Annotated in this window: 18 protein-coding genes; 10 read left to right on the forward strand and 8 right to left on the reverse strand. The window is 39.5% G+C overall.

Going from position 1 to position 21499, the window contains the following annotated elements; translation table 11 throughout:
* Nucleotides 1-143: 143 nt before the first annotated feature.
* The 3 genes from HW120_RS03970 to HW120_RS03980 are packed head-to-tail and all read right to left on the reverse strand — an operon-like array spanning nt 144 to nt 4961.
* A complete protein-coding gene (locus HW120_RS03970; RefSeq protein ID WP_177731045.1) occupies nt 144-1520 on the reverse strand; it encodes a DUF5689 domain-containing protein in 1377 nt (458 codons plus the stop codon).
* Between the two features lie 5 nt (nt 1521-1525).
* Complete coding sequence (locus tag HW120_RS03975) at nt 1526-2161, reverse strand: choice-of-anchor J domain-containing protein (RefSeq protein WP_177731047.1); 636 nt, start codon at nt 2159-2161, stop codon at nt 1526-1528.
* Between the two features lie 10 nt (nt 2162-2171).
* The gene (locus tag HW120_RS03980) at nt 2172-4961 is read right to left on the reverse strand and encodes a TonB-dependent receptor (RefSeq protein ID WP_177731049.1); all 2790 of its coding nucleotides are present in this window, start codon (nt 4959-4961) and stop codon (nt 2172-2174) included.
* A 138-nt stretch (nt 4962-5099) separates the two neighbouring features.
* On the opposite strand from HW120_RS03980, the gene HW120_RS03985 reads away from it, so the two are divergent.
* Nucleotides 5100-6206 (forward strand): endonuclease/exonuclease/phosphatase family protein, encoded by a 1107-nt coding sequence (locus HW120_RS03985; RefSeq protein WP_177731051.1) that lies wholly within the window; start codon nt 5100-5102, stop codon nt 6204-6206.
* Between the two features lie 42 nt (nt 6207-6248).
* Here HW120_RS03985 and HW120_RS03990 read toward each other — a convergent pair.
* A protein-coding gene (locus tag HW120_RS03990; RefSeq protein WP_394353016.1) for an IS3 family transposase occupies nt 6249-7474 on the reverse strand; the annotation gives its coding sequence in 2 pieces (ribosomal slippage) (nt 6249-7126 and nt 7126-7474; 1227 coding nt in all).
* Between the two features lie 110 nt (nt 7475-7584).
* Between HW120_RS03990 and HW120_RS03995 the strand changes: the two genes are divergently transcribed.
* Both HW120_RS03995 and amaB read left to right on the forward strand, forming a co-directional pair.
* The gene (locus HW120_RS03995) at nt 7585-8124 is read left to right on the forward strand and encodes a 3-hydroxyanthranilate 3,4-dioxygenase (RefSeq protein ID WP_177731053.1); all 540 of its coding nucleotides are present in this window, start codon (nt 7585-7587) and stop codon (nt 8122-8124) included.
* 131 nt (nt 8125-8255) lie between these two features.
* Entirely contained in the window at nt 8256-9803 is a 1548-nt protein-coding gene (gene amaB / locus HW120_RS04000; protein ID WP_177731055.1) for an L-piperidine-6-carboxylate dehydrogenase, read from the forward strand.
* Nucleotides 9804-9872: 69 nt separating this feature from the next.
* On the opposite strand, the gene HW120_RS04005 is transcribed toward amaB, so the two are convergent.
* The 4 genes from HW120_RS04005 to HW120_RS04020 are packed head-to-tail and all read right to left on the reverse strand — an operon-like array spanning nt 9873 to nt 13135.
* Nucleotides 9873-10421, reverse strand: coding sequence for a DUF3575 domain-containing protein (locus tag HW120_RS04005; RefSeq protein ID WP_177731057.1), 549 nt, complete (start codon nt 10419-10421; stop codon nt 9873-9875).
* A gap of 43 nt (nt 10422-10464) precedes the next feature.
* The gene (locus tag HW120_RS04010) at nt 10465-11193 is read right to left on the reverse strand and encodes a metallophosphoesterase family protein (protein ID WP_177731059.1); all 729 of its coding nucleotides are present in this window, start codon (nt 11191-11193) and stop codon (nt 10465-10467) included.
* The gene (locus HW120_RS04015; RefSeq protein WP_177731061.1) at nt 11186-12355 is read right to left on the reverse strand and encodes an ATP-binding protein; all 1170 of its coding nucleotides are present in this window, start codon (nt 12353-12355) and stop codon (nt 11186-11188) included. The genes HW120_RS04010 and HW120_RS04015 overlap by 8 nt, the downstream gene beginning before the upstream one ends.
* Nucleotides 12356-12379: 24 nt before the next feature.
* Nucleotides 12380-13135, reverse strand: coding sequence for an SDR family NAD(P)-dependent oxidoreductase (locus HW120_RS04020; protein ID WP_177736163.1), 756 nt, complete (start codon nt 13133-13135; stop codon nt 12380-12382).
* Between the two features lie 167 nt (nt 13136-13302).
* Here HW120_RS04020 and HW120_RS04025 point away from each other — a divergent pair, with 167 nt between their 5' ends.
* The 7 genes from HW120_RS04025 (at nt 13303) to HW120_RS04055 (ending at nt 21497) form a co-directional block, all read left to right on the forward strand.
* Nucleotides 13303-14307 carry an AAA family ATPase gene (locus tag HW120_RS04025; protein WP_177731063.1) on the forward strand — a complete coding sequence of 335 codons (1005 nt, stop codon included), beginning with the start codon at nt 13303-13305 and terminating at the stop codon, nt 14305-14307.
* A 75-nt stretch (nt 14308-14382) separates the two neighbouring features.
* The gene (locus HW120_RS04030) at nt 14383-15249 is read left to right on the forward strand and encodes a DUF58 domain-containing protein (RefSeq protein ID WP_177731065.1); all 867 of its coding nucleotides are present in this window, start codon (nt 14383-14385) and stop codon (nt 15247-15249) included.
* Between the two features lie 2 nt (nt 15250-15251).
* Nucleotides 15252-16877, forward strand: coding sequence for a hypothetical protein (locus HW120_RS04035; protein ID WP_177731067.1), 1626 nt, complete (start codon nt 15252-15254; stop codon nt 16875-16877).
* On the forward strand, nt 16877-17878 hold the full coding sequence (locus tag HW120_RS04040; RefSeq protein ID WP_177731068.1) for a vWA domain-containing protein: 1002 nt from the start codon (nt 16877-16879) through the stop codon (nt 17876-17878). Before HW120_RS04035 ends, HW120_RS04040 begins: the two co-directional genes overlap by 1 nt.
* 2 nt (nt 17879-17880) lie before the next feature.
* Entirely contained in the window at nt 17881-18915 is a 1035-nt protein-coding gene (locus tag HW120_RS04045; protein WP_177731070.1) for a VWA domain-containing protein, read from the forward strand.
* Nucleotides 18915-19685 carry a tetratricopeptide repeat protein gene (locus HW120_RS04050; RefSeq protein WP_177731072.1) on the forward strand — a complete coding sequence of 257 codons (771 nt, stop codon included), beginning with the start codon at nt 18915-18917 and terminating at the stop codon, nt 19683-19685. Before HW120_RS04045 ends, HW120_RS04050 begins: the two co-directional genes overlap by 1 nt.
* A 54-nt stretch (nt 19686-19739) precedes the next feature.
* On the forward strand, nt 19740-21497 hold the full coding sequence (locus HW120_RS04055; protein ID WP_177731074.1) for a BatD family protein: 1758 nt from the start codon (nt 19740-19742) through the stop codon (nt 21495-21497).
* Nucleotides 21498-21499: the final 2 nt, after the last annotated feature.

Consider the following 21499-nt stretch of genomic DNA (forward strand, 5'->3'; position numbering starts at 1 on the left):
AGCAGCTGTAAAAACGCTTAAAATAAAGCGCAGGCTTTGAAGGCCTGCCCGGTTAGCTTTGTACTGACCGTTGCGTTACGGCAATAAAAAAAGGGGCATTGTACAATGCCCCTTTTTGTTTTGGGTATCATTAAGATGCCTGCTTATTGCTGAGCACCGTAAACTTTAATGTTGTCAATCTGGTATGTTGAATTAATACCGGTTGATGAACCAACATAGCGGAAGGCGATATGAACGTTTCCGTTATATGACGAAATGTCTACCGGTCCTGAACTAACGAAGTCTGTTGGATAAGACTGCGTTTGTGGAGCCATAGTTGGATTCAATGGTGTCCATGTTGCCGCGTTAACCGCAGCAGCAGTTCCTGAACCATCATAGTTGGTCGAAATTAATACTGTAACCGCTACACCATTTGCAAAACCAATTTTAGAACCAAAAAGTAAAAGTTCATTAGTGGTGTTGTCCATGTTGATTGCCGGTGTGATTAACCAGGTATTCATGTTTGTTTCTCCGGAACCAAAAGCAGAAAGTTGTGCGTATTTGTTACTGCTGAAAATACGGGCTTCCCATTTTTTAGCACCATTGTTTAAAGAAACGTTAGACCATCCCGGTAAGTTGATGAACTGGTTAGCACCGGTAGCCGTAATGCTTTCGAAATCCTGGCTAAAGAAAGCCTGTAATCTTGGATTCTCGATTTTAACATCATTGATTGTTCTGATCATGAACTGGAAATCGTTGTTATATTTTGTCATAACACCTCTGATTTTTCCACTTCCTCTAGGAGTTACATCTGCAGCAAAAGTAGCAAATGAACTTACTCTAAGGATCAAAGAATTTCCGTTGATATCAGTGATGTTGTGGTTAGTAGCACCACCTAAGCTGTTTAAGCTGGCATCATAATACATTTTCCCGTTTGAAGCATCCGAAAACTGAACACCATCCAACTCGATCAGCATGTTAAGATACTGATTGCTTTTTGCCTCATTAATCGTAAGGTGTTTTACAATCTGATCCTCGTTAACTTTAGTACAAGAAGCTTTCAGGATATTTTTATAGTCATTAGCAGAAATTCTACCTACTTTATCATCACTTGGATTATCAGGAGTATCATTGTTAAATAAAGAACCAATGATTGTAGAATTGAATTCCGTTGCATAATAACGGTCTTTCATGTTAACAAAAACTTTTCTTCCCGGTTCGTATCTGTTGTAAAGATTGTAGGCATCAATTGGCATACTGAATCCAACAGTTCCGTCTGTAGAAACCAATGAAATTGATTTGTAGAAGTTACCACCTTCGTCACTTGATGTTACATAAGCTTCGATAATATCGGCATCTTCATATTTTTTGTAGGCTGCTGTAGCATTTGAAGTAACAGCTGTAACGGGTTTTGTTGCTGTAAGATTAGAGCAATCTCCCGATAAATCCGGAGCAGAATAATGATCACCGTTCACGCAGCTTGTAGCAACTGCGAAAAGAACAGGGATAATAAAAATGCTTTTTATATTAAAATTTTTCATACGTATTAGTTTTCGTAAATTTTCACATTGTCAAGTTGAACGGTAGTTGTAATTCCATTTCGGCTTCCAACATATTTGAAAGCAACTCTAACATTAGAGTTACCAACATAAGAGCTTAAGTCCACAGGACCACTTGAAAGGAATACATCCGCCTGAGTACTACCTGGTAAAGTCGGGTTCAACTCTGTCCATGTAGCAGTAGCGATACCTGCCTGAGTACCGTCAAAATCTTTGGATACTAAAACAGTTAATGCAGCACCTTGCCAGAATCTTATTTTTGTTTCAAAGGCTAAAAAAGCAGCCGGAGAACTTGATAAGTCAATAGCCGGAGTAACTAACCAGATTTCATCATTCGGGTCTGTTGCCGCATTTGAATAGAAAGAAGAGAATTCAGCATATTTGTTACCGCTGAAAGCTCTGCTGTGCCATTTTCTTGATCCGTGAACAGCAAAATTTCCCCAACCTGGAAGAGCGATTGCATTTTCAACAGAACCACTACCCGGAGTAGTGCTTTCAAAGCTTTCGTAGAATAAAACCTCTTTTAAAGTAGGGATGTCAAACTCGTCATCTTTTACACAACTTGTGAAAACCCCTAAAAGAATAGTTAAAAACAATAATTGTTTGATTTTTATATTTTTCATATACTATTTTTTAGAAATTAAGATATACGTTTAAGAAATAAGTTCTTCCGTAACCGTAGAAATATTTAGAACCGAAAGAACGGATACCGCTTGCCATATCTTGTTGTTGGTCTGGGTAAGTAGCTTTTCTTGATTGCTCGAAACCACCAGTGATGTAGGTAACATCAAAAAGGTTGTTAACACTAGCAAAGAAACCTAAAGTGTTTCTGTTCTTTTTGCTGATTCTCCATGATTTTCCACCTGTTAAGTTAACCAATGTGAAATCATTGAATTTTTCCTGTTGTAACGCTTTTCTAACCGTTTCTTCGTTAGCACCAACATATGATAAACCAGTAGAAGGATCAATTGTAAAGTTGTCTGTTCTTAAAACATTAGATACATCCATGTAGTTGTCTGCCAAGTAGTTTACGTTAGCACCAATCCACCAGAAATGAGGATCTCTATATTCTAAACCGAAAGAGTAAGCTTGTTGTGGCATACCCGGTTGTCTGTAATTTTTAAGATATGCTTTTCCGAAGTTAGTAACAGGGAAAGTGTTTGAAACAGAAGCCTGTGCATCGTCGTTAATTTTTACGTTAGGATTGTTATCATACGTATATTGACCGTAAGAAGCAGAAGCTGTTGCTTTAATTGTAGGCGTAATCTGGTACTCGATACCTAACTCCGCTCCGATGTTCTTTTTCGTTAATCCGGTTACGATTTCACTTACGAAAGAATCCTCATCTCCTTCTGCATCAGAAATGTTCTCAGCATAGTAAAATGATAATTCTGTTACGTTTTGAATTTTAGACATAAAACCGGTTAAACGTGCTTTTAATTTTGGTGTTCTTAAGATATAACTTGCATCAGCACTGAAAACTCTTTCACTCTCTAAATCAGGAGTAATGTTGTTGTTGTTACGGGCATTGGCAAAAGTATTTCTTAAGTTAGGCGCTTTAGTCATATAAGCTCCGTTAAAGTTCAGGGAATGTGCACCTGTTACACGGTATGTTAAACCTCCTTTGAAACCGAAGTTTTCAAAAGTTACTTTCTCACTTCTTCCGAAAGAGTTAGTCGAGTAGTTACCGTTTTTGAATAAACCTTCTCTTTGGTATTCAGAACGGGAGAACGATTGTGCTAAGTAGAAATCAGCTTTTTTGTAGTTGAATTTGAATTGTGTAAATCCGTCAACAACATTCGCTAATAAGTTATAGTTGTAACCAAAGATACCACCTTCAGTAATGTGAGCATCCGGGTTGTTCAAGTCAAACTGACCTCTTGAACCAGGGTAGAATTTATCCACATTTAAAAGGTAATCACCACCTAATAAATCTACAACAGTAGCAAAATTATGAGACGTTAATTTTTTGAAATTAACGGCAGCGTTAAGGCTGATGTTTTCTGATAATTCTGAAGTTAAAATAGAGTTTGCTGTAAACTGTTTGTCATCTGTACGTTGCTCAGAAAGTGCATAAGCACTTCTTCCGTCGGATGTATTCTGGTTAGCAGTATACATATCGTTCCAGTTGATCTGGCTGTTGTTCAGGAAGTTTTCTCTTGCAGCAGCTGCTTCAGTTCTGTTTGGTAACCATTGACCTGCTGAAGTGTGGTAATTTAAATAATAACTAGGTAAATTTCTGTAATACGTTGGATCTGGATTATTTCCACCCGGATATTCTAATCTGGTATTACCGATAGAACCCGATTGGTAAGCTACGTTAGTGTTTAAAGTGTTTTTGGAGTTAATTTTCCAATAGTGGCTTAACATCATCATTGGCTCATCAACATTTTTATCTCTGGAATTTCTTCTTTTTCCATTTTGCCATCCCCAGTATGAGTTATATTTATAACCCATTAAATCCGTAACTTCCTGAGTGTTAGGAGAGTTTTTTCCTCTGCTGTTTTGTGCATATATAGAGGTAAAGTTCAAACTGTGTTTTTCGTTGAATTTTTTCTCAACACTAACAAATAATGAGTTTGCAGCATAGTCAGTTCCTTCGAAGAAACCTTCTTTAGCCCATCTTCTTGAACCGGAAACCACAAATGCCCATCCGTCTTTTGTTAAACCGGAAGCATAAGTACCCATGGTTCTCCAGGAGTAGTTTGTGTTTGTTCCTGAGAAAGAGATTCTTGTTCCCGGACGGTAGAAAGAAGCTCTGGTATTGATTTCCTGAGTTCCTAAGATCCCTCCGAAAGTATAGTCAGAAGGGCCTGAACCCATCGTGAATTCTTGATTTCTTGTTGCATCGTTTAATCCACCCCAGTTGCTCCATTGTGGTCTTCCGTCATATAGTTTATTCATAACGATACCATTAATCATTGTAGTACCGTACTCATTGTCTAAACCTCTGATTCTGAAACGTGCAAGTCCCCAGTTGAAAGCCGCAGCCTGTTGGTAAACGTCACGTGATGCCTGTAATAAACCTGAAGTACTTTCAGATCCACTGTTGTCATCACCCAAATCATTTTCTGTAATAGTGATTAAACTCAATTGTTGCTCAGAAGTAATGTCTTCTTCTAATACAACCATACCCATGTCAACGGTCTGGCCTTTAACAATTTCAATAGCAAAAGTTTGAGGAGTGTACCCCGTACTTGTTACCGATAGTGTTTGTTGTCCTTCTGCAAGAACTGGAAACTGGAATACACCTTCTGCGTTGGTGATAACAGATTGGTTGGTACTTTGAATAGTAGCAACAACATTTCGTAGTGGTTTTTGCGATTTCGAATCAACAACTTTTCCCCTTAGTGACGGGTTTTGTTGAGCCCAAACAAAAACTACTTGCAGTACAAATAAAATACTAAATACAAGTTTTTTCATAAATAAAATTAAGTTAATTTTTTGTTTGCGAAGTCTTAATAAAAACTTAACAGCCTGCAAATGTACATTTTTTAAGAATATTATTTACTTTTGACCCAGAGTTTGTATCAAACTTGATGTTAATTTAATATTCCATACATGAAAATTAGAAATTTCATTGCTCTGTTACTTTTATGTTTTACAGCTAACGGAGTTACCGCACAGAACAAAAAATTCAAAGTGCACACAATTGCTTTTTATAACCTCGAAAACCTTTTCGATACTATAAAAGGGCCGAATAATGATGAGGAATGGTTACCAAAAGGAGCCCAAAGCTGGACAAGACAGAAATACCAAAAAAAATTAGATAATCTGAGCCGTGTTCTTCCTGAAATCGGAACAGGCGAAAACCCGAATGCCCCTGTAATTATCGGTTGTGCCGAAGTAGAAAACAGAGGCGTACTGGAAGATTTGGTGAAACAGCCAAGAATGTTGGAAAAAGGATATGGCGTTATTCATTTTGATTCCCCGGACAAAAGGGGTATTGATGTGGGATTCCTGTATCAGAAAAAACACTTCCAGCCAACAAGCTATAAAAACATACCGTTATACATTTATGAAAATGAAGAAGGCCTGAACAAAAAAACAAAAAGTGACGGCGATGACAAGGCAGACGACAACGTAAATGTAGATGCTAAAACCAAAAGAGTTTATACCCGTGATCAGTTATTGGTAACCGGATTATTGGATGGTGAAGAGATCAGTGTTATTGTAAACCACTGGCCGTCACGTTCAGGCGGTGAGAAAAAAAGCAGCCCGTTCCGTGAAGCGGCAGGAGCGCTGAACAAAAAAATTATTGACTCGTTATACAAAATCAACCCGAATGCGAAAGTAATCACTATGGGAGATTTAAATGACGGACCTTATAATAAGAGTATTAAAGTGGCTTTAGGCGCAAAAGGTAAAAAAGAAGATGTAAAAGAGTTTGGCATGTTCAACCCTATGGAACAAATGTCTAAAGACGGATTGGGAACACTGGCTTATCGTGATGCCTGGGATATCTTTGACCAGATCATCGTTAGCGAACCGTTAATCCGTAAAGATTACTCTTCATTGCGTTTTTGGAAAGCCGGTATTTTTAACAAACCGTATCTTATCCAGAAAACGGGTCAGTACCAGGGTTATCCTTTAAGAAATTCAAACGGAGAACCGGGCTTTAGTGACCACTTTCCGGTATACATCTACTTAATCAAAGAAGTGAAGTGAGTCGTCCTAAAATAGGTTGACAGATTTTAGAATAAAAATATATTAACCAGTCAGGTTTACCTGGCTGGTTTTTTCATGTATAAAATTAGGCGTTTTCATCATTAAACTCAAATGAGGTCTTTTAGCATTATACGTTTCTATCGCTGTTTTTATAAGCTTTCCTAAAGTCTGACCATCTTTGCATTTATAAAACAAGAATTCGTTTTTTAAAATTCCGTTTATTCTTTCAGCTAAAGCATTTTGATAACAATCATATCCGTCAGTCATAGAGGGTGTAATACCGTTTTTAGCTAATACTTCCTGATAAATTTTAGAACAATATTGTAATCCTCTATCGGAGTGATGTATCAGGGGTAATGTTGATTTCCTATTCTGTATAGCCATTTTTAATGCCTGTACCACATTTTCAGAACTCATATCATCACTCAGCTTATACCCCATTATTTTTCTGCTATAAGCATCAGTAACTAAAGACAGATAATGGGTTTTCCGGGATGATTTGACATAAGTGATGTCGCTTACATATACCTGTTCAGGACGTTTAATCTCACACTCTTTCAAAAGATTTTCGTACTTGTGTAGCCAATGTTTAGAATAGGTAGTTTTAGTGTAACTCTTCATTGGTTTAACAAGTAACTTCTCCCTTCTTAGATAACCAAATAAGGCATCACGACCTATCTTTACACCCTGTTGATCAAATTGCTTCGAAAGTAGGTAATATAGTTTACGTGTCCCTATACGTGGCATTTCCAATCGCAAAGAAAGAACCAGATGCTTTACTTTGAGTAACTCAGATTCCCGATCGAGGATTCTTTTTTGTTCCTGATATATAGCTTGCCTACTTATCCCAAACAATCGGCAACTTTTGGACAAACTTATTCCTGCTCCTTCCCGGAGTCGGAAGATGGTTTGGGAGAAAACTTTTTTCGGATCTGGGTTCCGTACTGACTATCAGAAATGTCGATCATCGTATTGAGAATCTTATTTCGAAGTTTCTCACCTGCCAGTTCTTTCTCTAATCGTTTAATAATCTGAGCCGGGGTTTCTTTAGATTTAGACATAAATAACAGATTTGGTTTACTCCAGTCTAAGTTACCATATTTTCGAAGCCAAACCAAAACAGTACTTCTGCCTTGGATACCGTAAACAGTTTGAGCCTGTTTATAGGTCATTTCGCCTTGTTCAACTCGGGAAACTACAGCTAATTTAAAAGCCATATTATAATCCTTTTGAGTACGCTTAACTCGCGTTGTTGTTGTGTCTTTCATAATAAGTCGATTTTGTGTCAACTTATTTCAGGACGGGACAAAGTAATAATAAAAGGCAGGTTTTTTTACCTGCCTTTTTCATTTTTTGTACTTTAGTAAAAACATTTATTATGGCTGTCCAGAAACCTTTTAATCTCAACCAGTGGATTGATGAAAACCGGCATTTGTTAAAACCGCCGGTGGGTAATAAAAATATTTATGTAGATGCAGATGATTTTATTGTGATGATCGTTGCCGGACCCAATGCCCGAAAAGATTATCATTACAATGAAACGGAAGAACTTTTTTATCAGCTGGAAGGCGATATAAAAATTGTCATTCAGGAAGAGGGCGAACGCAAAGAAATGGCATTGAAAGCCGGTGACATGTATTTGCATCCTGCGCGTATGCCGCATTCGCCGGTTCGCAGTGAAGGATCCATCGGACTGGTTATAGAACGCAAAAGAGCCGGACGCGGATTTACAGACGGACTGCTTTGGCATTGTGACAACTGCAACCATAAACTATATGAAGTTTATTTTGAACTGCACGACATCGAAAAAGATTTCCTGCCGCATTTTCAGCACTTCTATAATTCGGAAGATTTGAGAACCTGCTCGAGCTGCGGCACCGTAATGGAATCAGATCCAAGATTTACCGCAAAAAAATAACCACACAATACGGGCATCATTGCTGTTTGGGTAAAGAAATCATAACATGCTAAAAAGTTAATGATTAAAAACCTTAAACAAAAAACAGTAACTTTGTGAAAAATAAAAACACAAGAAAATAACTTAGAATAATGGCAACAGTAATTGACCAATTCGGTATTCAGGAAGCACTGCAACAATTAGGGCTTAAAGAAATAAACGAAGGAACATCTACAGGTTCGAACTGGTTTTCAAACGGAAAAATCATCGAATCGTATTCTCCGGCTACCGGAGAGTTAATCGGAAAAGTGAAATCTTCAACAAAAGAAGACTACGAAACAGCAATGAAAGCTGCTGAAGAAGCATTCAAAGTTTGGAGACTGATCCCGGCACCAAAAAGAGGTGAGATTGTTCGTCAAATGGGAGAAGAACTAAGAAAATATAAAGAACCTCTTGGGAAACTTGTTTCTTACGAAATGGGAAAAAGCCTTCAGGAAGGTTTGGGAGAAGTTCAGGAAATGATCGACATCTGTGATTTTGCAGTAGGATTGTCCCGTCAGTTATACGGATTAACAATGCACTCCGAAAGACCAATGCACAGAATGTATGAGCAATGGCATCCGTTTGGAACTGTTGGGATCATTTCGGCATTTAACTTCCCGGTTGCTGTTTGGAGCTGGAACTCCATGCTGGCTTGGGTTTGTGGAGACGTTTGTATCTGGAAACCAAGTTCAAAAACACCTTTGTGTGCAGTAGCTTGTCAGAACATCATCACGACAGTACTTAAAAACAACAACGTTCCGGAAGGTGTAAGCTGTCTGGTTGTTGGAAACGAGTCGGGTGATTTAATCAACAATGACAAACGTATTCCTTTAGTATCGTTCACAGGTTCTACAAGAATCGGACGTCACGTATCGAAAACGGTTGCAGAACGTTTCGGAAATACCATTCTGGAATTGGGAGGAAACAACGCGATCATCGTTTCAGAACATGCTGATATCAGTATGGTATTGGTTGGAGCGGTATTCGGAGCAGTTGGAACAGCCGGACAACGTTGTACTTCTACAAGACGTTTAATCGTTCACGAAAGTGTTTACGACAAAACGATCAGTGTATTGCAAAACGCTTACGGACAATTGAAAATCGGTAACCCGTTGGATGCTAATAACCACGTAGGGCCGCTTATCGATAAAGGTGCTGTAAACGATTACTTAAACGCAATCGAAAAAGCCAAACAGGAAGGTGGAAAAATCCTTGTTGAAGGTGGTGTTTTAGAAGGAGAAGGATACGAAAGCGGATGTTATGTGAAACCATGTATCATTGAAGCTAAAAACGAATTCCATATCGTTCAGGAAGAAACTTTTGCACCAATCCTTTACGTAATGAAATACAGCACTATCGAAGAAGCAATCGCAATGCAAAACGGAGTGCCTCAGGGATTATCATCATCTATCTTCACGAACAACATGAGAGAAATGGAATTATTCCTTTCACATGCCGGTTCTGACTGTGGAATTGCAAACGTAAACATCGGAACTTCAGGAGCTGAAATCGGTGGTGCTTTTGGTGGTGAGAAAGAAACAGGAGGCGGACGTGAATCAGGTTCTGATGCATGGAAAGCTTACATGAGAAGACAAACCAATACCATCAACTATGGAAATGCGTTACCATTAGCGCAGGGAATCAAATTTGATTTATAGTAGTTGGTTATATCCAAATAAAAAACCCGATTCGCAGGAATCGGGTTTTTTTATATGTTTTTTTACGTTTTAGAAACGGTAACCGATGCTAACACCGGCATTTACTTCAACAGCACTAAAACGGTCGTTTACTTCCTCGCTGAAGTTTCTTGCAATATTAACATAAGGAGCAATGGCAAATTTGTCATTCCATGCCCATTTATAACCGGTACCCAAACCAACGATAAAACTGTTCATATCTGTTGTTTTGGTGATCTCAACATCATTAACGGTTTCTTTTTCATTAAAATCACCGAAACGGTATTTTAAAAACGGAGAAACATAATAACCGGAATTACTTTGTCCGTCAGAACCGAAATAAAAATTATAAGAAGCTAAAATACTATTGGTTTTAAATTCTTTAGCACCGTTTTTCTTTTCTGTAGTGTATGAAAAACGATCATTGATCAGGAATTCAACGCCAATGGACTGATCTTTATCAATGAAATGCTCATAACCCAGTTCTACTGATGCCAGTACTATCGTGTTAAGGATATTCACTTTAACTTCGTTTTTAGTTTGTGCCTTTACAAACAAGCTGCATAATAATAAGCTAAAAAGAAAGATATGTTTTTTCATATTAAAAAATTTTTTGCAAAAGTATGCATTTGAAAATTATAAACTAATTCCGGCCTCTTTCATCGATATAAAGCTCATTTAACGGGTCGCTCTGCCAGAAATCTTTGGAATCGACATCCATAATGGTTAAACGGCCTTTAAACGCCGCTCCGGTATCTACATTCCACAGGTTGGCTTTGTTGACCGGCACGGTCGACCCGATTCTGGTTACCGGCGTGTGGCCAATGAATATTTCCGTGTACAATGTGAGCCGTTTGGGATAAAACTGATCTTCCGGCGAAAGCGCAGGATTCAGCGACAGGGCTGTTTCCCAAAGCGTTCTGTCCCAGCAGAACATCCCGCGGAAGAACTCATAGTGCACCCCTTTCTGATTGGTAAAGCCGGCATGGATAAACAAACGGTTCTGCTCGTCTATATAAAAATCATTCAGGCGGTCCAGGAACGCAATGTGGCGGTCTTTGGTATGAATGTCCAGATCCCGGTAAGCATCCACTGTCGACTGTCCGCCATGAAAACGCCATTCGGCATTGTCATCCCCTGCGGATAACCAGCGGAAAACCATTTCTTCATGATTTCCCCGGATAAAAAAACACTGGTGGGATTGTTCCAGTTCAATCAGAAAGTCAATAACCTTCGGAGAATCGCTCCAGCCATCGACATAATCCCCTAAAAAAATCAATTTATCGTCCGGGCTGACTTTTGCTTTTTCAAGAACCTGATGCAAAGCTCTTAGTCCGCCGTGTATATCTCCAATAACTAATGTTCTACTCATTACTCATTCCGTATTTCATTTTTCTTAAAATGCGCATCGCTTCCTTGAACGAGATGTATACCGTTGGGTTCTCGTGTGCTTTTAAAAGAAGTTTTGCGTCAATCAATTTTTGTTTTGCCTCTTCAAATCCGTTTAAATAACAGATCATCAAGGTAGAAGGCAGGTTTTCCAGATCTTTGTTTTCCCTGTCGGACAAATGTAAACCTTTTTGCAATTTACTGATTAATGACAAATTGGAATTATAAATGTGATACAACATTTTCCGGTTAAATTCCGGCGGTTCAAAAAGCATCTGCGTATCCATTTTGTAATAACCGTTGTCATAAAAACTAATGCACATCCGTTCAAGCGGATAGTAGCTGGTTTTGTCATTTAACCCCAAAGGAAGGTATTCGGTAATGGTAAAACTATCGTCGGAATATTCCACCGTAACTTCGTCTAAAGCAGAATAAAACAGTTTGACCTGTTCGTTGATCAGCTCAATATCAACCCTTGAAAAAAATGTTTTGTCGCGCACCTTCTTTTTGTTGCCGGCCCAGCAAACCACAAACAGCTCTTTGAAAACTTTATATTTGGGCGTCATGTCTTTATGACGGTTATTCATAAAATCGATCACCCCTTCCAGCGTGTGTTCAATGCTGTTCCGGGAATTGTTCTCGATGCTGATGACCGTTTCGGTATTGGAATAATTAAATTCCATATCGGTCGGGACATAATCCTGCTCTTCAACGGGAATGGAATTGCTGCCGCGCCTTACGAAGATCGTTTTGGCAGGAATCGTATAAATTCCCTTCTTAAAAGAAGAAACCTTATGTGCCGGTTTTATCGTCACCAGTCCGATAACTTTATCTTTAGGCAGATTCGGAAACGGAACATTTTCATACTGGATCCGGGGCGGATTATTCAGAAAAGCGTTAACCAGATTCTGGATCCTGCTGTCGTCAAAAAAGTCATCGCCCACAATTTCATTATCCTGGTCTTCCACACCCACAACAATATATGAATTGTTGGTCGGGTTTGAATTGGACAAAGCACAGATATGTTTTAAAAACTTTGCTTTGCCTTCTTTGGTATGCAGATTCAGTTGCCGTTTTTTATCATAAAAACTGCTCTCATCATTGTGAGCCAAAAGGTTTTTTACAAGCAGTCGTTTGTTAATCATCGGTTCAGAATCGCTATAAAAGGATTATAAATTTTTGTTTACAATAGTCGCCGAAGCCTGAGCGGTAGGCATCACAATCAGATCGGCAATATTCACATGATAGGGTCTTGAAACCACAAAGTGAATGATGTCGGCAATATCTTCGGCTAATAAAGGCTGGAAACCCTTATAAACATTCGCGGCACGTTCGGCATCCCCTTTAAAACGGACTTCCGAAAAAGCGGTGTGTACCATGCCGGGATGAATACCGCCCACACGGATTCCGTAGGCATTCAAATCCATCCGCATACCCTGAGTGAGTGCATCAACCGCATGTTTGCTGGCACAGTAAACATTGCCGTTAGGATAAACCTCTTTGGCGGCAGTAGAGCCGATATTGATAATATGCCCTGATTTTCGGGCGATCATTTGTGGTATTATGGCTTTGGAAACATACAAAAGCCCTTTAACGTTAATGTCCAGCATCGCATCCCAATCGTCGGTATTGCCGTTTTGAATCGGATCCAGTCCGTGGGCATTTCCGGCATTGTTGATTAAAATGTCAATCGTTGAAAAGGCTTCCGGTAAAGAAGCAATCGCTTTAAAAACGTCTTCCCTGTTGATTACATCGAAGTTTAAAGTGGCAATTTGTGTATGTTTTGCTAAATCTCTTTTTAAATCGTCAAGAATTTCTTTTCTTCGCCCGCAAAGAATTAAACGGTAATTATGCTGTGCTAAAAGCTCGGCTGTAGCTTTCCCGATACCACTTGTGGCGCCGGTAATTAAGGCAGTTTTCATGATAATTAAATTTCAGTTCTTAAAAATATAAAAACAAAATCATAATTCAGGCTTAAAATGAAAGTGTTACCAAGACTTTTAACCAATTATTAACAACAAAACACTAAATAAATTTTCAATTTGCAGTGTTAAAATAACTTATTAATTTCACGGCTCAAAAAAATACACAAATGGAAGACACCACAACTACTTTAGACATTAGAGCAATTAATGAAAAAATAGAGAGAGAAAGTGCTTTTATTGACCTACTGACAATGGAGATGAACAAGGTGATTGTAGGTCAGAAACACATGGTTGAAAGATTATTGATCGGACTTTTAGGACAAGGACATATTTTATTGGAAGGGGTTCCCGGTTTAGCAAAAACGCTGGCCATTAATACCCTGTCGCAGGCGGTTCAGGGTTCTTTCAGCAGAATTCAGTTTACACCGGATTTATTACCTGCCGATGTTGTGGGAACCATGATTTACAATATCAAACAAAATGATTTCTCGATAAAAAAGGGACCTATTTTTGCCAACTTCGTACTGGCAGATGAGATTAACCGTGCTCCGGCGAAAGTACAATCGGCTTTACTGGAAGCGATGCAGGAAAAACAGGTAACCATTGGCGACGAGACTTTCAAACTGGACAAACCGTTTTTAGTAATGGCAACCCAAAACCCGGTAGAACAGGAAGGAACCTATCCGTTACCGGAAGCACAGGTAGACCGTTTTATGCTGAAAACCGTGATCGACTATCCGAAAATGGAAGACGAGCGTCTGGTAATCCGTCAAAACCTGAAAGGATCTTACGAAAAAGTAAACGCAGTAGTATCCGTAGAACAGATCAAACGCGCTCAGGAAGCCGTTCGTGAAGTTTATATGGATGAAAAAATTGAAAAATACATTCTGGATATCATCTTCGCAACCCGTTATCCGGAGAAATATAAATTAGCAGACCTGAAACCGTTGATCAGCTTTGGCGCTTCTCCGCGTGGAAGTATCAACCTGGCAACTGCTGCAAAATGTTATGCTTTTATCAAACGCCGCGGTTATGTAATTCCGGAAGATGTACGGGCTGTAGTACACGATGTATTGCGTCACAGAATCGGGATTACCTACGAAGCCGAAGCGGAAAACATCACTTCTGTAGAGATCATCAATAAAATTGTTAACGAAGTAGAAGTGCCTTAGTATATAGATTTCTGACTTCAGACTTGATTGAACCCAATCAAATTCCGGATCATTATTCTATAAGCAACAATCAGAATGGATACCAAAGAACTCTTAAAAAAAGTACGAAAAATAGAAATTAAAACCCGAAGATTGAGCGATCACATCTTTTCGGGAGAATATCACACGTCTTTTAAAGGAAGAGGAATGACTTTTTCGGAAGTGCGTCAATACCAGTTTGGTGATGATGTCCGTGCGATCGACTGGAATGTTACGGCACGTTACAACGAACCGTATATTAAAGTTTTTGAAGAAGAACGCGAACTGACCATGATGCTGATGGTGGATATAAGCGGCTCAGAAAGCTTCGGAACGAAAAACCAGCTCAAAAGCGATGTGGTTACCGAAATAGCGGCAACCCTGGCTTTTTCGGCAACCCAGAACAACGATAAAATCGGACTGATTTTATTCTCGGACCAGATCGAATTGTTTATTCCGCCTAAAAAAGGAAAATCACACGTGCTGCGCATTATCCGTGAACTCATTGAATTCACACCTAAAAGCAGGAAAACCGACTTTTCCCAGGCGCTGAAATTCCTTTCCGGGGTCATGAAAAAGAAAGCCATCGTTTTTGTTATTTCCGATTTTATGACTTCCGATTATGAACAGACCCTCAGAATAGCCGGTAAAAAACACGATGTTACCGGAATCCGGGTCTATGATATTCGCGAAGAAAAAATGCCTAACATCGGAATGGTACACATGGAAGATGCCGAAACGGGCGAAACACTATTAGTGAACACAAACGCAAAATCGGTTCGGATGGAATATGAAAAACACTATCAGGACAATGTGAAATATTTTAAAGAAACATTCTCCCGTTGTGGATCAGGAACGGTCAATACCCGTGTAGACGAATCGTATGTAACCAAATTACTGGGTTATTTTAAAGCAAGAACCTAAAAATGACAAAAAACAAATTTTACATAGTACTGTTTTTACTTTTCGGAGCGGTTGTTTTTGGTCAGCAAAAACCGGTACAGGTAACCGTTGATTCTACCAAAATTAAAATAGGATCACAGTTTAAACTGACGTTAAAAACCACTGTCGACAGTAGTGCACACGTCTTTTTTCCGGATAGTAAAACCTTTGGATTATTTGAAGTACTGGAATCATATCCGGTTGATACCATTAAAAAAGATGCCCGGTACGAACTGATTAAAAGATACGGACTGACCCAGTTTGATTCCGGAAAATATGCCATACCGCAATTACCGGTAATCATCAACGGACGCCAGTTCATTACCGATTCACTGCCTCCGGTAACGGTCACAAATGTTGTGGTAGATACGACCAAACAACAAATGTATGACATCAAAACCATCGTTACCGTAGATAAACCCATTAGTAACGTTTGGAAATACAGCATGATACTGCTGCTGATTATCGGCATTGGCTTTCTGGTAAACTGGCTGCTTAAACGATACCAGAACAGGGATAAAAAAGAAGAAATTATCTATGCTTCTCCGATAGAAAAAGCAACCAGCCTGTTGCAAAACCTGGAGAAAAAAGAACTTTGGCAAAAAGGAGAAGTAAAAGACTATTACTCCGAAATGACCGATATTACCCGTACCTATATTGAAGAAACCATTCAGGTTCCGGCAATGGAAAGTACAACGGCCGAATTATTGACCGCACTGAAAGCCGCTGTGATTAAAAAGAAAATGGGCATTAAAAAAGACACTTTCGAAACCTTTGAAAGAATCCTGAAAAATGCCGATTTAGTGAAGTTTGCGAAATCAAAACCACTGGATTTTGAAATTGCAGACGACAGAAAGAACATCGAAAAAATTATATTCACAATAGAAAAGTCCATTCCGAAAGAAGTGGAGCAATCCATAGAAGACGAAAGACTGAAAAGAGAAAAACTGATTAAAAATCAGAAAGTACGACGTATCCTGATAGCCGTTGCAACCAGCGTTGTCCTGTTTATTGGAACATTTATGTACTACCTGTCTACAGACGGACTGGATTTTATAAAAGATAAATTTATAGGGCACAGTACAAAAGACCTGCTAAATGGCGAATGGGTGAAAAGTGAATATGGAGAACCGTCCATTATTCTTGAAACACCAAAAGTGCTGAAACGTTTTCAGGAAGAAAAAATTCAGAACAACCTGCCGCCGAATGTCAGATCGTCGCAGAAGTTTATCTACGGAAGCCTGATCGACAATTTCAATATTGTAATTAATACAACGGCATTTAAAGACTCTGTTGCGGCTAATAATGATGTCATCCTGAACGAGAACCTGGCGCGGTTTGAAAAAACGGTAGGAGCCAAAGGAATTATCGTTAAAACCGATGATTTTGAAATTAAAGATGGCTTTACCGGCAAGAGAGGTTACGGATCGATGACGATTTTTAACCCGGTAAAAAATGAAGACCAGCGAATGGCTTACCAGATGATTGTTTTCTCCCAGAAATTCGGAGTACAGGAAATAGTCCTGGTATATCGCGACGAAGATGAAAAAGCAAAAGAAATAGCCGAAAGGATAATTAACTCTATTGAACTCAGAAAACTAGGCGAATAATGAAGAATGTTACGTTTTTACATCCCGAATTTTTTTGGCTGTTTTTGGCATTGCCAATAGCAATAGCCTGGTATTTCTGGAAAAGAAATAAGCAGACCGCAACATTAAAGATAAGTTCTGTAAAAGGATTTAAAGCGGCACCCTCGGTTTTGCCAAAGCTAAAACCGGTATTGTTTGTTTTAAGAATGCTGGCATTAAGCGCGATGATCGTAGCATTGGCAAGACCGCAGTCGACAGACGTGACCAATAAAACAAGAACCTCAAGAGGTATTGATATCGTTATGGCGATTGACGTTTCCGGAAGTATGCTGGCCAAAGATTTAAAGCCCAACCGTATGGAAGCGTTAAAACGGGTGGCTTCGGAATTTGTTGAAGAAAGACCAAACGACAGAATCGGACTGGTGGTTTATGCTGCCGAAAGTTATACCAAAACACCGGTAACGAGCGATAAAGCAGTGGTTTTAGAAGCGTTGAAAGGCGTTAAATATGATAACGTTTTACAGGACGGTACCGGAATCGGTGTCGGACTGGCCACGGCGGTAAACCGTTTAAAAGACAGTAAAGCCAAAAGTAAAGTGGTGATCTTGCTGACAGACGGTGTGAACAATGCCGGATTTATTGATCCGAGAATGGCTTCTGAAATTGCAAAAGAATACGGAATCAGAGTTTATACTATCGGAATCGGGACAAACGGCATGGCCGAATTCCCGTATGCAATTGCACCAAACGGGCAATTCCTTTTCCGGATGATGCAGGTGGAAATTGACGAAAAGCTGATGAAAGAAATTGCCGCGACAACAAACGGGAAATATTTCAGAGCAACCAGCAATAAAAGCTTGGAGAATATTTATAATGAAATCAATAAATTGGAAAAAACCGAAATTGAAGAAATGAAATACTTCAACTACGACGAAAAATACAGACCGTTTGTATTCTTCGCACTGGGACTTCTGGTTTTGGAGATCTTATTGAGAAAAACTGTTTTTAGAAGCTTTATCTAGTTATGTGGGAATTTGAAGAACCGAAATATTTTTATCTGCTGGCAATATTACCCATATTGGTTTTGCTCTTTCTGATCAATCTGTATTGGAAACGAAAAAAACAAAAGCAGTTTGGCGACCTGGAACTAATTAAAAAACTGAGTCCGGAAAAATCGATATTCAAACCGGTTTTAAAACTGGTGGTGGTATTATTGGCTTTAGCCGGAATTATACTCGCTTTGGTCAACCCGAAAATTGGAACCAAAATGGAAACCGTAAAACGTCAGGGAGTGGATATTGTTTTTGCAGTGGACATCTCTAAAAGTATGCTGGCGGAAGACATTGCACCTAACCGGCTTGAAAAAAGCAAGCAGATCGTTTCCCAGATCATCAATCAGCTGGGGTCGGATAGAATCGGGATTGTAGGCTATGCAGGAAGTGCCTATCCTGTACTGCCGATAACAACAGACTACAGCGTTGCCAAAATGTACCTGCAAAGCATGAATACCGATATGGTCTCTTCGCAGGGAACCGCTTTGTCTGAAGCAATTAAACTGGCAACCTCTTATTTTGATGACCCGCAAACCAGCAAACTGATTGTACTGATCTCGGATGGTGAAGATCATGGTGAAGGATTTGAAGAAGCGGTAGAAGAAGCCAAAGAAAAAAGAATTAAGATACTGACAATAGGAGTAGGTACCGAAAAAGGAGGGCCGATTCCATTGAGAAGAAACGGGACTATTGAAGGATTTAAAAAAGATTCAAAAGGAGAAACGGTTGTAACCAAGCTTTATCCGGAAACCTTAAAAACCATCGCTAAAAATGCCAATGGCGGCTATGTGTTTGGAGGAAATACGAAAGAAGTGATCGAGTTTGTTAAAAACGGACTGGACAATCTGGAAAAAACAGATTTTGAAAGCCAGCAAATGGCCGATTTCCAATCGCAGTACCAATGGTTTTTAGGCATTGCTTTTGTATTGTTACTACTGGATGTGTTCTTCCTGGAAAGAAAAACCGCCTGGGTTAAGAAGTTGAATTTATTTAATGAAAAAGAATAATGAAGAAGTTGTTTAGCTATTATTTTTTACTATTCTCTTTTGCAGTACTGGGCCAGATTAAAGACCGGAACCTGCCAAGAGGGAATGAAGCCTTTGAAGAGAAAAGTTATTCCGAAGCGGAAGCAGATTACCGTATTTCTCATTCAAAAGTACCGGCAAGAGCAACGGCTTCTTACAATTTAGGAAACGCGATTTACAGACAAAACCAGCCTGGTGAAGCCAAATTTGCCTATATGAAAGCAATTGAAACGGCAAAAGGCAAAAGACAGAAACACAAAGCATTTCACAATATCGGAAATGTATTCATGCTGAAAAAAAACTACGAAGCGGCTGTGGAAGCCTATAAAAATGCGTTGCGAAACAACCCGTTTGATGAAGAAACGCGTTACAATTATGCTTTGGCAAAGAAAAAACTGAAAGAGAATCCGCCGAAGAAAAACGATAAAAACAAAGACAAGAATAAAGATAAAGACAAAAACAAGGATCAGCAGGATAAGGACAACAAAGGAAAAGGAGACGATAAGAAAGATCAGAACAAAGACAAAGGTCAGGATAAAAAAGACGATAAAGGCGATCCTAAAAATAAAGACAACAAAGACGGGAAAGGCGATAAAGACAAACAAAATGCCCCGCCACAGTCGGGCGGTGCTTCCAGACAAAGAATGGAAAACCTGCTGGATGCGGTAAATAATGAAGAGAAGAAAATACAGGACAAGGTAAAAGCCAGAGAAGTAAAAGGCAGTCCGGTTAAAAATGAAAAAGACTGGTAAGGGATTATAGAAATTAAGGGATTGACACACAGAAAAACATTGGGATTATAAAAAATGAAGAAATATATTTTTCTACTATTATTAAGTTTTCAGGGATTACTCGCTCAGGTACAATTTGACGCCAGTGTGAGCAAAACTTCTTTGGGAATCAACGAACGTTTACGGGTTGATTTTACGATGAATGAAGATGGTGATAATTTTAGTCCGCCTGCTTTTGAAGGCTTCAGAGTAGTGGGCGGCCCGAATCAGGCAGTGAGTTACTCCTGGATGAACGGAAAAAAATCCTTCAACAAATCCTTTTCGTATTTTTTGATGCCGCTAAAAAAAGGAACGCTGGTTATCAAACAGGCCTCCATTGAAATTGAAGGTAAAATTTACAAAACGGCACCCATTAAAGTAACGATCACCAATGCCGTTCAGGAAGAAGTAAACCCATACAACCCACAGCAGAAAATGGGTGAGGGAATCCATTTGGTGGCAGAAATATCCAAAACCAATCCGTACATAAACGAACCGATTACGGTTGTGTACAAGCTCTATGTGAGCAATACAGCCAGCGTGCGGAACTGGAGAGAAATGGCAAGTCCGAAATACAATGATTTCTGGAGCCAGAACATCGATATTAAAAAACTGGTTGTCGAAAACGGAAAATACAACGGAGAAGATTACCGCTATGTGGTATTGCGCAAAACAGTGCTGTATCCGCAAAAAGCCGGAAAACTGGAAATAGAACCGCTTTCTCTGGACATCGAAGTTGATTTGCCTACAGGACGCCGTGATTTCTTCGGACGAATGGAATATGCCAGCGGGAATAAAACCGTTTCTGCCGGAGCAAAATCCATTAGTGTGCGATCCTTGCCCGAAGCCGGAAAACCGGTTGATTTCTCCGGAGCTGTTGGTGACTTTGACTTTAAAGTAACCCCATCAAAAACAACCTTAAAATCCGGGGAATCGCTGGATTTGGTAGTAAGTGTTTCCGGAAAAGGAAACCTGAAACTCTTTAACCTGCCCAAACCGGTAGTGCCAAGTGCGCTGGAAATGTATGATCCGGAACACAAGGAAAAGGTAAACACGCCGCTTTCCGGTATGCAGGGTGAAATTACCGATACCTATACGATTATACCACAATACAAAGGAAATTACCAGATCAAACCAATGGTATTCTCCTATTTTGATTTGAGTGCCAATGCCTATAAAACCATTACGTCAAAAGAAATTATGGTAAATGTGCTGGACGGACCAATGCCAACATCGGGTGATCCTCAGGTTGCTTCGGCAGAAGGCAAACAAAATGTGGTGGCAAACGACCAGTTCCAGTTTATTAAACTGAAAACCAACCTTGCGGCTGTTGCCCAAAAAGACTTTTTAGGCTCCGGGCTTTTCTATTCGCTTTTGCTGGCGCCGTTTTTAATCATCCCGGTAATCGTTCTGGCGAAGAAGAAAAAAGAAGCGATAGACGGTGATGTAGCCGGTAATAAAATCCGTCAGTCAAACAAACTGGCTAAGAAATTCCTGTCGGAAGCAAACAAACAACTGGGCAGCAAGGAAGCCTTTTATGTGGCAATGGAAAAAGCCTTACACAACTTCCTGAAAGCCAAACTGCACATTGAAACCTCCGAAATGAGTAAAGAAAACATCCGGGAATTACTGCTCTCTAAAAAAGCAGCACCGGATACCGTTCAAAACTTTATCGCCTTGATGGACAGCTGCGAATTTGCCCGTTATACCCCGGCATCTGTAGGAACCATGCAGCAGGATTATGACAAAGCAGTAACCGTAATTTCCGGATTGGAAAAACAAATCAATAATTAATC

This window comes from Flavobacterium inviolabile (assembly GCF_013389455.1).
In the GTDB taxonomy this organism is placed as follows: domain Bacteria; phylum Bacteroidota; class Bacteroidia; order Flavobacteriales; family Flavobacteriaceae; genus Flavobacterium; species Flavobacterium inviolabile.